The organism is Chryseobacterium sp. AC417, from assembly GCF_979258215.1.
The window spans coordinates 3,110,199-3,123,986 of sequence record NZ_OZ409845.1 but is presented as its reverse complement, the minus strand read 5'-3'; the positions used below and the strand labels follow the sequence as shown (position 1 = coordinate 3,123,986).

The window sequence follows — 13,788 nt, the reverse complement described above, 5'->3', positions numbered from 1 at the left end:
TTGTGTATTAATGTAAATTTTAGAAATTTCATAAACAAAAGACTTTATAGATAAAAATACTATTTATAGATAATAGAAGAAATATTAGATAAATTAGCAAAATTTACAGTGTCAACTCTATTATAAAATAAATAGCTTTTGCAAAATGTAGAATCTAAAATAATTTTATACTGCTGATTATTTATTAAAATATCTAAGACATCAGCATTTTCTGATTTATAAAATTTTAAAATTCTATATTTTAATTTATTATTGTCTAAAAATTTAATCATATCTCCTTTATTTCTAGGCTTATTAATAGCATATTTATAATAATCCTTTCCATTGTATGCCTGATAAAAATCTCTCAAAATTTTTTTCTCACCAGTTAAAATATAAGTGACACTTTTTTTCTTCAATGAAGAATCAAAATAATGAATTGACTTGTTCCACATCTTTTCATCAAAAGCATATATTTTTTCTGGAATATTATTATTAGAATCTAATGGTTTAACATTTGAATAAATAATGGGTGAAATAGAATCTTTATTATAAAGAATATTATACTTAAATGAGTATCTGTAATAGTTGCTCTTTTCAAAATTCTTTGGAGCAATAATTTCCTCATTTAATAATATATTTTTTTTTGATTCACATGATTGAATGAATAATAAAAAAATAAAAGTATAGATTAAATTTTTCATTAAGATATTGTTGTAATTGGCTCTTTAATATTTTTTATTTGACTTCCTACAGTTGTTTTAACTTCTAGAAATCTTTTTATGGCAGAGTTTTTTGTCATAATACTTGAAGAATTATAGTAAGCATCATGTCGGGGCTTATTCCATTGTTCTGAAGTGCTACCAATTGTATTAATATATGTCGAATCAAAAACCTCTGAAATTACAATAGGTCCCCTAAACTCAAATAACTTATCTGAAAGCTTAATGACATCATCCGTTGTACAAAGATAATTGATTAAAGATATACCTTCTTGTAATGCTTTGACCCATGCATAAGCTTCAATCGTTATAGGGATAGAAACTATCCCAACAATTTTTTTGAAATTATCTAATTGAACTTTTTTTCCTTGTGCAATAGAATATACAAAAGACATATCCATACTACGATTGTAAATAGAAACGATTTGCAAAAGCTTATAAAAATCTGAATTTATATTGATATTTAATTCAGGAAAATCTTGGATTTTAAAAATTTGATCAATAAATATTTCTTTATGTAGTAGATTTTCCTTCGAACCATTAATGAACTTTCGATTAAACTTATGATATATCTTAATGATTTTATCAATGGTGTCATCAGAAGCAGCAGTTGGAGTTCTTAAAACTTTCTCAGCATAATATTTTAATTCTTGATAATGTCCAGAAACGATGTATCCACCCTTATCCAAATAAATTGTACAGGTTTTTATTATCCGCTCGTGCTTAGGTTTATTTATTCCATAACCTTCAATATTTAATTCACAATAGTGATCCTCCACCCAACTCACTGCCGTAAGACAAGCATCCAAACTATCAGTATACCTATTTCCTGTAAACATTTGGGTAGATTTATTCAATGTAAAAGCTACGCAAAAAGAGGTACTGACCCTTCTATGATAAGGATAGAGGTCTTTTTCTTCCTGTCCTAAAACCAATTTTTCAGGTAAATATATTTTACTCATCTTTTTTCATTTTCTTTTTGGTTTTTTGTAATGCTTCACCTAATAATTCAAATTCATTGGTTACAAGATAATTTTTAGGGTCAGTAAATTTATCATCACCATTATTTCTTGCACATTGAGTTTCTGTAAGCTGTATGGGGCCGCGTACGTTTTGTATTCTATCCGCTAAAACCTCCATATCATCTTTTGTACCAGTAATAAAGCTTAAAAGTCCAAATATCTCTTTAAAAACCGATGCGCCTTTATACTTTTCAAAAGCTGATTCCAAAAACTTAGCATCTGTTGCTAAGGCAATCTTATCAGCTGTTTCATTTATTGTACTTAAAAAACTTTCTGCACTTTCAGTTCCTGCAAACACATAGGATATATCGGCTCTGCGATTAAAACGGCTGGCTTCTTTCAGGAAATCTCCAAAGACATCATAAAACATATAAGATTCTTTAGTTTTTGTATCGAAGTTGATTGCTCTCTCCATTCCGTTAGAAAAGATCAGCTTTTTATCCAAAAAAACTTCATCATGAAGATCTTTCCCTTTAGATTTTAATTGATATTGTGTCCTGTGGAAAATGGCTGTATCACTATTTTTAGGCTTTTCTATATTTCTTTCGGTAGAACCCACCTGTCGATCAGCTTTGTAAGTAATCACATCCATTCCACCTTCCACTAATTCGCCTCGATTATTCATATAAATATTGAGTATATAAACCCAATTATGAAATTTATAAACATTTTTAGAGTTTAAATCATATGCTTCAAAACGAATGATCGAAGTGATTCCTGTAAGACACATTTTTACTTCCATATTAATACCTAGATCAGTAATTGGTATTTTTTTATTGGTCGTATGCCCAAAAACACAATGATACCAATCATGTCTGGGTAGTGATTTCCAGGGTTCATAGGTTTGAGGATCTTCGAAAACCACACCGCCACCTTCACCTTTCTCAAAATATTTTTCCCCTGAAGAAGAAATAATATTCCCCTCAGAAAACATACGGTGCTCACCTCCTGTGATCTTGGTATACTTTCCTTTTACAATTCTCGTTCTGCTCATTCTAATGCGAATTAGATTTCTCCGAACCATTGTTGTAAACTGTCTTTTGGGAGTGTTTTTTCATGTTCCCTGCAGACTGCATTTCCATATCCTGACCGCTGTATTCTTTTCTGTCTTTTTTAGATTCAGATACAGCATCACCCTCAATTATTTCTGTTAGTTTTCCAGTAATAAACATACTCGCATCACCAACAACAGAGGTCATTTTCATCATTCCAACAGTTTGAGTATTATTCATACCAATGCTGTCGGATTTATTCATTCCCACCGTTGTCGTCATATTCTGCCCCACATTAATGTTCATATTTTTTCCCGCCGTAAAAGTCATATCATTCGGCGCATTCACATTAATATTTCCCTGTCCATCCATTAGATACGTATTTCCACTAGGATCTTCTATAAAAACAGAACCTTCCGCATCATTCAGAATGATCTTGGTTCCGCTTCGTGTGTGGATTACTTTCTTATCATTTCCGCTTGTGTGATATGAACTTGTTTCACTCCCGTTATAATGCGTTCCCATCACAAAAGGTTTCTCCGCATTTCTGGGATTCGTGGCTTACCAGAACTTCCTCACCGATCTCCGGGATAAAATGGAAACCTTTGCCTGATCCTGAATGGGGTTGTATCAGTCTGATCCACGGTGTTTTCTGTCCTTTATCTTCCTGCCACGGGAATTGTACCCGCACTCTCCCCATTCCCATCGGGTCGTTGTTGTCCATCACTCTTGCAGGCTGCTCTTCGCCTTTCGGTACGGCTTCGGTATCGATGTAAGGGGAGGCATTGAATAAATCGGGGATTCCGATGAACTCGTTGTAATAATCACCCGGCTCATAAACGTGCTTGATTTCTATAATCCGGTAGGTTTCCATTGCTTTACCGTTGATGTCCGAAAGCTGGGCTCTCCCGCCTATTTTCAGTTCGGGAGTTTTACTTCTGCCTTTTATCTGCATCAAATTCTCCCGCTTTTCTTTTTCCAGCCGAACGGCTTCTGCCAATTGCCCTTCTGACCCTTTTTGGATTCCGGTATGATTGAAGTGCATTTTTGGTTTTTTATTAAAAATGGTTTTCGAAGCAATGACCGCAATTGCCTGAAAAGGACTTTCTTTGAACTCGCTTTGTACACCATTGCTGTGTTTTTCTATTTTGGCTCCGCTCTGCGAGTCATAACAAGTGAAGGTAAATTCCTGTGCCTGCATCCGCATCTCAAATTCAACATCGATCAGGTCCATATTTTCCCTAAGCTTCAAAACAGGCTGTACCTGACCTCCAAAAACCAGTTTTTCACCGTTGTAATATAAATATTCACCGTGACGAATGGCGAGTCTCCGGATAAACTGATAATCAGATTCTTTATATTGAACGGTGTAGGGAAGGGATTTTTTGTTGTAAGCATTCAGGTGATTTGAAGAAATCTCTACCTGTGCTTCCTCTGGATATTCTTCGTTAATTTGCTTGATGATCTGTTCCAGTGTTTTGTCTTCAAAGCTTTGGCAATCCTTACCGCTTTCTAACAAAATGTCTGGTGCAAATCCTGTAATGTGCAAATCTCCGTAACCGCCGCCTTCGTCTTTTTTGTTGCGGATTTTCCCGACGATGCCTCTAAAATAATACCGGGATTCGCCAAAACGCCAATAGGTAATTCCTATTTCTTTTCCGAGTAGTTTTCTGGAATTTTCCATCACATACCCTTTGAATGTGTCTAAAGCATCATCCGGAACGGTAATGGTAAAGGTATCGTGGTCATTGGTTTTCTGGTGAAGTTCTACTTCATAGCTGTTTTTTCTCAGAAATTCTTTTCCGTCTATGGTCAAAAGACAATAAACCATGGAGTTGGTTTTGTCGTGAAGCCAGTCTTGAAAAGAACGGCAAGTGCCGAATATAGAGGGGTCGAGGTTTTCGCTTTCCATAAAATGTGTTTTTTGTTGTGTCAAATATAATTAATTATTTTATTCGATGTAGTTTTATTAGAGTAATTTCTGAAACATTTGTTGTCATTAAGAAATCTCAAAATTATAAAGACTTCTGACACCACTGATAGTAGTATTGAAGGAGCCATTTCACTTCCCCCCTAATTGGCGACTGTATGATAAAGAGTACTTTTACCAACAACCAACAACCAACAACCAACACTACTTCAAATACAGTCTCATTCTCGCTTCATATTCAGGCTTGGTTTTTATAAATTTCCAGATTTTTTTGTCATCAGGATTACTAAGTCTGTAAAAAATAATTTTATCAGCAGAATATTTGAAATAAGGATGGTTTTTCAGCCACTCTTCAGGAGCATCAACCAAAGTGTACCGCTGAATTTTAGAATTGTCTAGTGGAGAAATACTCAACAGTTTCTGAACTAATTCTTTATCAATGTTATAAGTTTCTAATATTTGTTCTTTTGTCATAAACCCGCCCAGTTTTTTTCTGAAACCAATCATCGAACCTGCGCTTTTTTCATCCAGACCAAACTCCAAAAGCTGTTTAAAAGTGATGGAGTTCATATCAATTTTTGAAAAATCGGTTTTTTCCTGTGTGAATTCCGATTTTTTATCCTCGGTTTTTTTCGCCATTGTAGAAGCATTCAATCTGATAAACGGCTTTAGTTCCTCAAACTTTTCTGCTGAAATTACAAAACAGTTTTTTAGATCTTCTAAATTTTTAAAACTTCCTTTCAGGTTTCTGTCACGATAATTAACAATCACATTTGCCTGTTTTTCTGAAAATCCTAAAGCCATCCAACCTTTCACATCCAAAATGTTTGGATCAAAGGTAGTTTGCGGAGTTTTAGTTTTAAACGAATTGGATTTCCCTGCATAAGCATTAAAATCTGAAGGAGTTTTTGAAGGAAGAATTAAATAAGGTTCGAGTTTCGCATAATTTTCTTCATTAATGATAAAGCATTCTTTGAATTTTTCTTTGCTTACAAAACTTCCACCGAGATAATTTTTATATTTCAGAATTGCGGCAGCCTGTTTTCCGGAAAAACCCATGTTTTCCCAATCTTTTTGTGACAATTGATCCGGATTAAATTTCTTTGAAACATTCAGAGATTTCTTGTCATAACTTTTAAAATTAAAATTTTCTTTAGCCTCAAAGTTGGTTTCCGGGAGTAAAATAAAGGTTTCAAGCTGCAGAAATTTTTCTTCTGAAATTGCATAACATTTTTTGATTTGTTCTTTAGAAAGAAATTTCCCACCAACTATTTTCTTGTATTTTAAGATGGTTGAAGTTTGTTTTTCAGAGAATCCGAGCTTTTGCCATTGATTTTCGTCTAAATCGTTAGGGTCAAATTCGGAAAGAGATTCTATCGGTAAGTTTTCAGAAATAAAAGTGACTTCAGGAAAAGATTCATCAGTTTTGTCTGTATATTTTTGAAATGCAAGAAGCGTCAGCAAAAGCATTCCAAGAAATGCCATCTTTTGGTAATAATTTTTTTTCATCATTTAGTAAAATTAAAAATAAAATTTAATTATAAAATGATTAAAGTAAAAAAATAATTCTAGTTTTTTCTATTATGATGAATGAAGAGCTGTACAAAAGAACCTGCGGATAATCCAATCAAAGCACTCATTACAATAGTATTGGCTTCAAAAATAACACCCATAATCAGGAGTGTTACTGTAATGCCAATCATGATAAGAAGGTATTTCCGTTCGATTTTTATCATTTAAATTGGATTTTATTCAGAGTCTTTTTCAACCAGAGAATCCTTCAGTTTAAGCAGTTCTGCTTTTACAAACTCCAGTCGGTCAATTAGAGTTACCGTTTCAGAAATTTTAGAGTTGGTGGTGAGCGCAATTCTGGCTCCGTCAAGCGTATATCCTTTTTCTTTTACCAGATGATAAATGATTTTCAGGTTTTTGATGTCTTCCGGTGTGAAGTAGCGATTGCCTTTTTTGTTTTTTTTAGGTTTGATGATCGGAAATTCTTGTTCCCAATATCTTATCAATGAAGCATTTACGTCGAAAGCTTTGGCAACTTCTCCTATCGAATAATACAGTTTGTCGGGTAAATTTGTCTTCATTGTAGCTGATCCTGAAAATTCAAAGATAATTATTTTTTAAACTACTTCCCAAATCGTAAATTGTCAGCTTGAAATTTAAAAGAATGAAAAAGATATTAAATGCGGGTCTTGTTGGTTTGGTTTTGGCATTTCTCAGTTGCAAATCATCAAATTACAATGTTATGTTTGAAAATACCAAACCTCAATTAGTTTCAGATCAATTCACATTTACAGAAGGTCCTGCAACCGATAAAGAAGGGAATGTTTACTTTACCGATCAGCCTAATGATAAAATTTATATCTGGAACTGGAAAACTAATAAAGTAGAACTTTTTTTGGATAAAACAGGAAGAGCCAACGGAACTTATTTTGACAAAAATGATCACCTGATTACCTGTTCAGATAATGAGGGTGAAATCTGGAAGATTAGCAAAGACAGATCAGTCGAGGTTTTGTCAAGAGGTTTTGAAGGAAAAAGACTCAATGGTCCCAACGATCTCTGGCTCGATGGAAATGGTGGGATTTACTTTACAGATCCTTTATACAAAAGAGATTACTGGGAAAATTTCAAAATAGAAATTCCTGAGAAAAATTTGTATTACAGACATAAAGATGGCAAAATTTCGAAATTGGAAACCTTCACCCAACCCAACGGAATTATTGGAAGCATTGATTTAAAAAAGCTTTACGTTTCTGATATTGATGCCGGAAAAACGTATGTCTACGATATTTTAGGAGACGGAAAACTTTCCGAAAAGAAACTTTTTTGTGAATTAGGTTCAGACGGAATGACCCTTGACAAAGATCAAAACCTTTATCTTACCGGAGATGGAGTGACGGTTTTTAACAAAAATGGAGAAAAAATTAATCACCTTAAAATTCCGGAAGACTGGACTGGAAATGTGACTTTTGGAGGAGAAAAAAATAATGTATTATTTATTACTGCCTCAAAATCTGTTTACATTTTGCCCACAAAGACTACAGGATTAAGATAATCGAGTTTAATTATCATTTCCATCAATGCCTGTCTTTGATTGTTTCGATAAAAAATTCCTTAACTTTGAAGTCAATTTTAGAGATAAATGGAGAATTTAGTTCAGGAAACTACCGTTCAAAAGCCAAAATGGATTCGTGTAAAACTTCCAACAGGAAAAAATTACAGAGAACTCAGAACTTTGGTTGATAAATATAAACTAAACACAATCTGCCAAAGCGGAAGTTGCCCGAATATGGGTGAATGTTGGGGAGAAGGCACGGCAACCTTCATGATTTTGGGAAATATCTGTACCAGAAGCTGCGGTTTTTGTGGTGTAAAAACCGGAAAACCAATGGATGTAAATTGGGATGAACCGGAAAAGGTTGCACGTTCTATTAAATTAATGAAAATCAAGCACGCAGTTCTGACTTCGGTTGACCGTGACGATTTAAAAGACATGGGTTCCATTCTTTGGGGTGAAACCGTAAATGCAGTGCGAAGAATTTCGCCGGGAACTACAATGGAAACCTTGATTCCCGACTTTCAGGGATTGACAAAACATCTCGACAGAATGGTCAATGTATCTCCTGAAGTAATCTCTCATAATATGGAAACTGTAAAACGTTTGACCAGAGAAGTCAGAATTCAGGCAAAATATGAAAGAAGTCTTGAAGTTTTGAGATATTTAAAAGAAGCAGGGCAAAGAAGAACAAAAACAGGTTTGATGCTTGGTTTAGGTGAAAATAAAGATGAGGTTTTTCAGACGATTGAAGACATCAGAAATGCAAATGTTGACATTATTACGATGGGGCAATATCTGCAACCCACGAAGAAACATTTACCTGTTAAAAAATTTATCACTCCTGAAGAGTTTGATGAATTTGGAGATTTTGCCAGAAACTTAGGCTTTAGACATGTTGAAAGTTCGCCTCTTGTAAGAAGTTCTTATCACGCAGAAAAACATATTCATTAAAAAATAAATCGCTTCAATTTTTGGAGCGATTTATTTTTAGTTCAGTTTGAATCTTGTTTTCCACTTAAATAAAATTGATTTTTGCATCAAATATTACATTTAAGAAAATAGAAATATTTATTCTTCAACTTCGTTACCGTTTTGACACCAATATAAGGCATTGTAGAGATTTTCTTTCGGGAAAGATTTGAACTCTCCGGGCATTACTACACTGAAAATATCCGTAAAATTCTGCACACCGTCTTTATCGGTCACAATCGCTGCACGATTCCATTTTGTGATATTTTTAATTCCTAAAAGTACATCCTGCAACCATGCACCCATTGTAAAATTGCTTAAATCTGTGTCCAGATACAAGAGATAATTTAGTTCTCCGAATTCTTCTACTTTATTTTTAACATGAGGAATGACTAAATTTTCGAAATCTTCTTTGGTAACCTCGCCTGTAGCATTGAAAGCTGCTACATTTTCGGGAGCATCATTAATGATTGTGATCATATTTTTTAATTTTAAATGGTTTGTTGATTAATTTATCAATAATTAAACCATAATTACAGAGTCATGCGATGAAAGGCGCAGTTATTGATAATCAATTGAAAAATAATTTCTATGGACTTGAAATCTAACGAACCTTTCTGGCTTTTGAAAAATGGCCTTGTTTCTTCTTATCCTTCTCTGAAATCTGATGAAGAATGTGATGTTCTCATCATCGGCGGAGGAATTACCGGAAGTCTCATTGCTCATCAAATGATAAAAGACGGATATCGGACAATTTTAATTGATAAACGTGAAGTCTGCAACGGTAGCACATCGGCAACTACATCAATGTTACAATACGAGATTGATGTTCCGCTTTACGAATTGATTACAATGATTGGCGAAAAAGGTGCGGTAGAAAGTTATAAAGCCTGCTCAAAATCTATTGACGATCTTGAAAAACTTACGAAAGAGATAAAGGCGAGATCTGGTTTTAAAAGAAAACAATCTTTATATTTTGCTTCAAAAAAGAAAGATGCAATCTGGCTCGAGAAAGAATATGATGCAAGAAAAAAAGCCGGATTTGATGTTGCGTGGCTTGGCCCGGAAGAGGTAGAAGAAAGATTTGCGGTTCAAAATACGTATGGTGCTATCTTGTCTAAGCAAGGTGCAAGCATCGATGCCTTTAAGTTTGCCCATGAATTATTAAAGTTTAATAAAAAAAAAGGACTGAAAATTTTTGATAAAACGGAAATGAAATCGGTCAAATATCTTCGGGATCACAACCTGGCTTTAACGAAAGAAGGCTATAGTATAAAAGCGAAAAAGATCATTTATTGTGTAGGTTACGAAAGTAAAACAATGATTAAAGAACATTTTGTTGATCTCAAAAGTACATTTGCCATCGTCTCTGAGATCGATCAAGGAAAATTTAAAAATATTGAAAATACGCTCATCTGGAACACAGATAATCCCTATATTTATATGAGAATGACCGATGATCAGCGACTTCTCATTGGCGGCGGCGATGAAGATTTTTCAGACCCTGAAAAGCGGGATGTTTTACTCAACAAAAAAGAAAAAGAGATTCTTAAAAACCTGAAAAGAATAAACTCGGACTATCATTTTTACACAGATTTTATTTGGGCAGGAACTTTTGGAGAAACCAAAGACGGACTTCCCTATATTGGAACTCATGATCAGTTTAAAAACTCTTATTTCGTTCTGGGTTTTGGCGGAAACGGAATTACTTTTTCTGTAACCGGAATGGAAATGACCTCTGATTTTATGAAAAAGAAAAAACATCAACTCACTGAATATTTTAAGTTTGGAAGATAATTTTACTGTAGATTTCAACCTTAAATGATGAGCTAAAATGTTTCGTGGGGTTCGGCAAAGCCGAACCCCACGAAACTCATAAACAATATTAACACTCAAACTCATTAAGACTCAAGCTAAAAACTATAACCGCTTTTCTTACCCAATTCCAAAATAGATTTTTCAATAGCTTTTCCTAAGTCGTCACCTTCAGAACTCCCACGTTTTTTCATTTCAGCATCAATGTAGGTTTGTCTCTGTTTGGCTAGAATTTCAATTTCTTTCTGAATTTTTTCCCGGTCTGCAGATTTTTGAGCAACTATTCTGTTAATTTCATCTTTACTTTTCCCTTTTAGCTCAGAGGGCAATTCCTCTTCTCTGATTGATGAAATGTAACTTTTGTCTTTTTCAACCTTATCCACCAAATCCCAATGGTCATTTTTGTAAGCATTTTTCTTTGATTTGCTAACTGCTCTTTCAACAGCATTGGAAGCCGACTGCATTTCTGCATTAGAATCTTGTGCAGTCTGTTTGCTTTTCATTTCAGAACCGCGATTTCCGTAAGAAATATATGTATCATTCAGTTTAGAATTATATTGAGATATTTTCACATCATAAGGCGTTTCAATATAAATGACTTTTCGGTCACTATCAATATTAAAGAATTTCCCATTTCCCAGGCTGGCTCCGTTTTGCCAGAAGGTTTGAATTCCTTCATCACGGCTTCCGCAGAAAATAGTATTTGTATAAATGTTTTTACTTTTCGCTTTAGAAATCACATCTTTATAATTGGTTTTTCCTTGGTCAAATGCTTCATTGCCTGCAATATAAATCAGTTTCATGCTTTTCTCGTTTCCATCCCAATTCAGTTTCATCGAGGCATCACGTATGACTGCACCGCAATATTCGCTTCCGCCGTTGGTTCGCAGGGAAAAGAGTTTTTCAGAAATTAAATCTAAATCCTGCGTCAGCGGAGTCACCTGTCTGATGAAATTTTCATCTATTAAACCGTCATTTCCGTATTCGTAAAGCGCAATTTCAACTTGAGGAGCTTGTCCGTTATACTTTAAAGTCGTTAAAGTATTTACGATATTCCAAAGTCTTGATTTTGCCTGATCAATTAACCCGTCCATACTATTTGACGTATCCAGAAGCAACGCTACCTGAATTTTATTGTCTTCAGAAACCATCATTTGTGGGGGAGAAGAAAGATTACTTTCTACAACTTCTCTGTTGTTGATTTTATTGCTGCAACGGATGTCTGAAGGGTTGCTGAAATTTAAAAAAGATGCAGCACCGATTGATAATGTTAAGATTTTAAAAGTTGTCATGATTTTTAAGATTTTAAAGGATTTCGTATTTAGTTTTAATGCTGTATTTCAGCTTGATGTTTTCAATGTTATCAAAAGAATAATCTGCACTTTGTGCTGCAGCTTCCATCTGTACATTGGCCACTTTGCTTCTGTAGGCAACCGGAAGAACAGAATCACTCATGTAATCTTCAATCTCAATAATTTCGATGGGGTTTCCAACTTTTTTACCGATACTTTCCAAAAGATAATCTGCTTTTTCTTTGGCTGCTTTCAGAGCATTGATCTTAACTGTTTTTCTGAAATCTGCAATTTTTGTATTTTTAATTTCAGCAATATTCAGATTGCTTACCCATTTTTGATTAAGATCCTCGAACAGCCTGCTCACATTGGTTTTAGCACTTGCTTTAAACTGAAAACTTTTGGTGAATTTGACAGTTTTCGAGTACAAATTCTGATTCATCGACTGAAATTTGATGTCCTCATTTTTTACGCCATCATTTTTTAGAGTTTCAAATAAGAGTTTTTCGTATTCTGCCAGTTGATTTTTGTTATCGGCTTTGATTCCGATGTTGAAGATGATTTCATCCGGTTCTATTTCCATTTCCGCAACTCCTGTTACTTCAATTGCATTTTTCTTTACTTCCTGCGCATTCATTAAACTTCCTGCTGCAAAGACTCCGACTAATAAAAGATGTTTCAGTTTCATATGTAATTATTTATTGTTCTTTATTTGTCATATGTTATCGCTTCTTCTTTATGAGTATTTTTATTTTCAAACGAAGGCGATTTCATAATTCCTGTTTTAAATTCTAAAGTAAAATTAGCCAGATTTAAAACTGAAATTGGACAGACTTGGTGAATTGTGGTTTTCACTTGGTGGGATTTATCTGTTTTTCTTAAAGTCGTATTTTACGCTCAGATTGACCATATACTGAATTCCGATTTCTGGATTTTCATCGTTGATAACCTTGTCATAACCAGAATATTTTACCCCTTCATAATAAAAAGTTTTACCCTTTCTTTCAAGCTTTTTTATATAAGAATCATTGTTGTAGTTTCCTCGTACAACGTCAAAATCTGAACTTTCATAAGCTGTATATTGCTGATATTGAGTATTTGGGAATACATAAGAAAAATTGGAGTTGGCAATTGGAGTTCCGATCAGTTCACGATGAAATCTTCCAAAATAATCATCTTTTTTCCTGTTGATAATTGCATGAGCTTCTTTAAGGAGATTTTGGTGAATGTCTTCAATATTGTTGTTGAAGTAATCAATTTTAATAACATCATAGATTTGAAAATCAGATGCTTCATAAATAATTTTTTCAATTTTCGCATGATTGTTCGTATTGATTATGATGTTTTTCTTAATCTCAAATCCTTTAATTTTCTGACTCATAATTTTTTGATTATTTTCGACATTAAAATCATAAACCTTCGTCTGAGATATAAAATCTACATATACATCTTCCTTTTTTATTCCTAATGAAATAAGTTTTTTAAGAAAATTTCCGATTCTTAAGTTGATGTTTTCAATTGCTTTTTTTGAAGTATCGGCCTCTTCGTTTAATCCTAAAGTAATTTTAAACCGATCTGCTTTCTGATTAAGCAAAACACTCGCAGTAATTGTTAAGGTAGAATCGGTCGCATAAAAATGTTTAGACTCAGGAAAATAGCTGGTGATCTCATTATAAGAGTTTCGTTCTCCGTAAGCACGGTTTCCGGACATTTGAGCTTTGGCGAAAGTGAATAATGAAATTAATAAAAAGAAAACGGTACTCATTGATTTGTTTAAAATTGAAATACTTTTCATGATAATTAAGTTTTAAATTATAGGGCAAACTTAGTTTCTCCTGAACCGGATTTGCAGTCTACTTGGTGGATCATATTTTTCACTTGGTGAAAAAAATATTTCAAAAATGTCAATCTATTTCAGTATGCTTAAATAGATTTAGCAAAATAGTCAGCAATATTTTTAAATTTAACTGTAACAATTTTTCTGGATTACTACTAAC

15 protein-coding genes are annotated in these 13,788 nt (G+C 33.7%); 3 read left to right on the top strand and 12 right to left on the bottom strand.

What is annotated here, in order from left to right:
* Nucleotides 1–59: 59 nt before the first annotated feature.
* From ACZZ9T_RS14850 to ACZZ9T_RS14815, 8 genes are all read right to left on the bottom strand, one after another.
* Nucleotides 60–683 carry a hypothetical protein gene (locus ACZZ9T_RS14850; RefSeq protein WP_463442733.1) on the bottom strand — a complete coding sequence of 208 codons (624 nt, stop codon included), beginning with the start codon at nucleotides 681–683 and terminating at the stop codon, nucleotides 60–62.
* The gene (locus ACZZ9T_RS14845) at nucleotides 683–1,663 is read right to left on the bottom strand and encodes a hypothetical protein (protein ID WP_463442732.1); all 981 of its coding nucleotides are present in this window, start codon (nucleotides 1,661–1,663) and stop codon (nucleotides 683–685) included. Before ACZZ9T_RS14845 ends, ACZZ9T_RS14850 begins: the two co-directional genes overlap by 1 nt.
* The gene (locus tag ACZZ9T_RS14840) at nucleotides 1,656–2,717 is read right to left on the bottom strand and encodes a hypothetical protein (RefSeq protein ID WP_463442731.1); all 1,062 of its coding nucleotides are present in this window, start codon (nucleotides 2,715–2,717) and stop codon (nucleotides 1,656–1,658) included. Before ACZZ9T_RS14840 ends, ACZZ9T_RS14845 begins: the two co-directional genes overlap by 8 nt.
* 1 nt (nucleotide 2,718) lies before the next feature.
* Entirely contained in the window at nucleotides 2,719–3,240 is a 522-nt protein-coding gene (locus ACZZ9T_RS14835) for a bacteriophage T4 gp5 trimerisation domain-containing protein (protein ID WP_463442730.1), read from the bottom strand.
* On the bottom strand, nucleotides 3,224–4,627 hold the full coding sequence (locus ACZZ9T_RS14830) for a contractile injection system protein, VgrG/Pvc8 family (RefSeq protein ID WP_463442729.1): 1,404 nt from the start codon (nucleotides 4,625–4,627) through the stop codon (nucleotides 3,224–3,226). The genes ACZZ9T_RS14835 and ACZZ9T_RS14830 overlap by 17 nt, the downstream gene beginning before the upstream one ends.
* A gap of 222 nt (nucleotides 4,628–4,849) precedes the next feature.
* Nucleotides 4,850–6,157, bottom strand: a complete 1,308-nt coding sequence (locus ACZZ9T_RS14825; protein WP_463442728.1) for a helix-hairpin-helix domain-containing protein — start codon at nucleotides 6,155–6,157, stop codon at nucleotides 4,850–4,852.
* A 56-nt stretch (nucleotides 6,158–6,213) separates the two neighbouring features.
* On the bottom strand, nucleotides 6,214–6,348 hold the full coding sequence (locus ACZZ9T_RS14820) for a hypothetical protein (RefSeq protein ID WP_463442727.1): 135 nt from the start codon (nucleotides 6,346–6,348) through the stop codon (nucleotides 6,214–6,216).
* 45 nt (nucleotides 6,349–6,393) lie between these two features.
* Entirely contained in the window at nucleotides 6,394–6,738 is a 345-nt protein-coding gene (locus tag ACZZ9T_RS14815; protein WP_034757421.1) for a MerR family transcriptional regulator, read from the bottom strand.
* Between the two features lie 83 nt (nucleotides 6,739–6,821).
* On the opposite strand from ACZZ9T_RS14815, the gene ACZZ9T_RS14810 reads away from it, so the two are divergent.
* Both ACZZ9T_RS14810 and lipA read left to right on the top strand, forming a co-directional pair.
* Nucleotides 6,822–7,712 carry an SMP-30/gluconolactonase/LRE family protein gene (locus ACZZ9T_RS14810; protein ID WP_463442726.1) on the top strand — a complete coding sequence of 297 codons (891 nt, stop codon included), beginning with the start codon at nucleotides 6,822–6,824 and terminating at the stop codon, nucleotides 7,710–7,712.
* Nucleotides 7,713–7,799: 87 nt separating this feature from the next.
* Nucleotides 7,800–8,666, top strand: a complete 867-nt coding sequence (gene lipA, locus ACZZ9T_RS14805) for a lipoyl synthase (RefSeq protein ID WP_463442725.1) — start codon at nucleotides 7,800–7,802, stop codon at nucleotides 8,664–8,666.
* Nucleotides 8,667–8,783: 117 nt separating this feature from the next.
* Here lipA and ACZZ9T_RS14800 read toward each other — a convergent pair whose 3' ends face one another.
* Complete coding sequence (locus tag ACZZ9T_RS14800) at nucleotides 8,784–9,164, bottom strand: SpoIIAA family protein (protein WP_463442724.1); 381 nt, start codon at nucleotides 9,162–9,164, stop codon at nucleotides 8,784–8,786.
* A 111-nt stretch (nucleotides 9,165–9,275) separates the two neighbouring features.
* Between ACZZ9T_RS14800 and ACZZ9T_RS14795 the strand changes: the two genes are divergently transcribed.
* Nucleotides 9,276–10,481: an NAD(P)/FAD-dependent oxidoreductase gene (locus tag ACZZ9T_RS14795; protein WP_463442723.1), complete on the top strand. Its 1,206-nt coding sequence runs from the start codon at nucleotides 9,276–9,278 to the stop codon at nucleotides 10,479–10,481.
* Nucleotides 10,482–10,597: 116 nt separating this feature from the next.
* Here the strand turns inward: ACZZ9T_RS14795 and ACZZ9T_RS14790 are convergent, their stop codons facing one another.
* The 3 genes from ACZZ9T_RS14790 to ACZZ9T_RS14780 form a co-directional block, all read right to left on the bottom strand.
* Nucleotides 10,598–11,791, bottom strand: a complete 1,194-nt coding sequence (locus ACZZ9T_RS14790) for a vWA domain-containing protein (RefSeq protein WP_463442722.1) — start codon at nucleotides 11,789–11,791, stop codon at nucleotides 10,598–10,600.
* 13 nt (nucleotides 11,792–11,804) lie between these two features.
* Complete coding sequence (locus ACZZ9T_RS14785; RefSeq protein ID WP_463442721.1) at nucleotides 11,805–12,479, bottom strand: SIMPL domain-containing protein; 675 nt, start codon at nucleotides 12,477–12,479, stop codon at nucleotides 11,805–11,807.
* A 177-nt stretch (nucleotides 12,480–12,656) separates the two neighbouring features.
* Complete coding sequence (locus tag ACZZ9T_RS14780) at nucleotides 12,657–13,586, bottom strand: SIMPL domain-containing protein (RefSeq protein ID WP_463442720.1); 930 nt, start codon at nucleotides 13,584–13,586, stop codon at nucleotides 12,657–12,659.
* Nucleotides 13,587–13,788: the final 202 nt, after the last annotated feature.

Coding starts and splice junctions, on each gene's coding strand:
- ACZZ9T_RS14835 (WP_463442730.1), bottom strand. CDS start 3,240: ATGGGAACGCATTATAACGGGAGTGAAACAAGTTCATATCACACAAGC.
- ACZZ9T_RS14795 (WP_463442723.1), top strand. CDS start 9,276: ATGGACTTGAAATCTAACGAACCTTTCTGGCTTTTGAAAAATGGCCTT.
- ACZZ9T_RS14800 (WP_463442724.1), bottom strand. CDS start 9,164: ATGATCACAATCATTAATGATGCTCCCGAAAATGTAGCAGCTTTCAAT.
- ACZZ9T_RS14840 (WP_463442731.1), bottom strand. CDS start 2,717: ATGAGCAGAACGAGAATTGTAAAAGGAAAGTATACCAAGATCACAGGA.
- lipA (WP_463442725.1), top strand. CDS start 7,800: ATGGAGAATTTAGTTCAGGAAACTACCGTTCAAAAGCCAAAATGGATT.
- ACZZ9T_RS14825 (WP_463442728.1), bottom strand. CDS start 6,157: ATGATGAAAAAAAATTATTACCAAAAGATGGCATTTCTTGGAATGCTT.
- ACZZ9T_RS14850 (WP_463442733.1), bottom strand. CDS start 683: ATGAAAAATTTAATCTATACTTTTATTTTTTTATTATTCATTCAATCA.
- ACZZ9T_RS14815 (WP_034757421.1), bottom strand. CDS start 6,738: ATGAAGACAAATTTACCCGACAAACTGTATTATTCGATAGGAGAAGTT.
- ACZZ9T_RS14780 (WP_463442720.1), bottom strand. CDS start 13,586: ATGAAAAGTATTTCAATTTTAAACAAATCAATGAGTACCGTTTTCTTT.
- ACZZ9T_RS14810 (WP_463442726.1), top strand. CDS start 6,822: ATGAAAAAGATATTAAATGCGGGTCTTGTTGGTTTGGTTTTGGCATTT.
- ACZZ9T_RS14845 (WP_463442732.1), bottom strand. CDS start 1,663: ATGAGTAAAATATATTTACCTGAAAAATTGGTTTTAGGACAGGAAGAA.
- ACZZ9T_RS14820 (WP_463442727.1), bottom strand. CDS start 6,348: ATGATTGGCATTACAGTAACACTCCTGATTATGGGTGTTATTTTTGAA.
- ACZZ9T_RS14785 (WP_463442721.1), bottom strand. CDS start 12,479: ATGAAACTGAAACATCTTTTATTAGTCGGAGTCTTTGCAGCAGGAAGT.
- ACZZ9T_RS14790 (WP_463442722.1), bottom strand. CDS start 11,791: ATGACAACTTTTAAAATCTTAACATTATCAATCGGTGCTGCATCTTTT.
- ACZZ9T_RS14830 (WP_463442729.1), bottom strand. CDS start 4,627: ATGGAAAGCGAAAACCTCGACCCCTCTATATTCGGCACTTGCCGTTCT.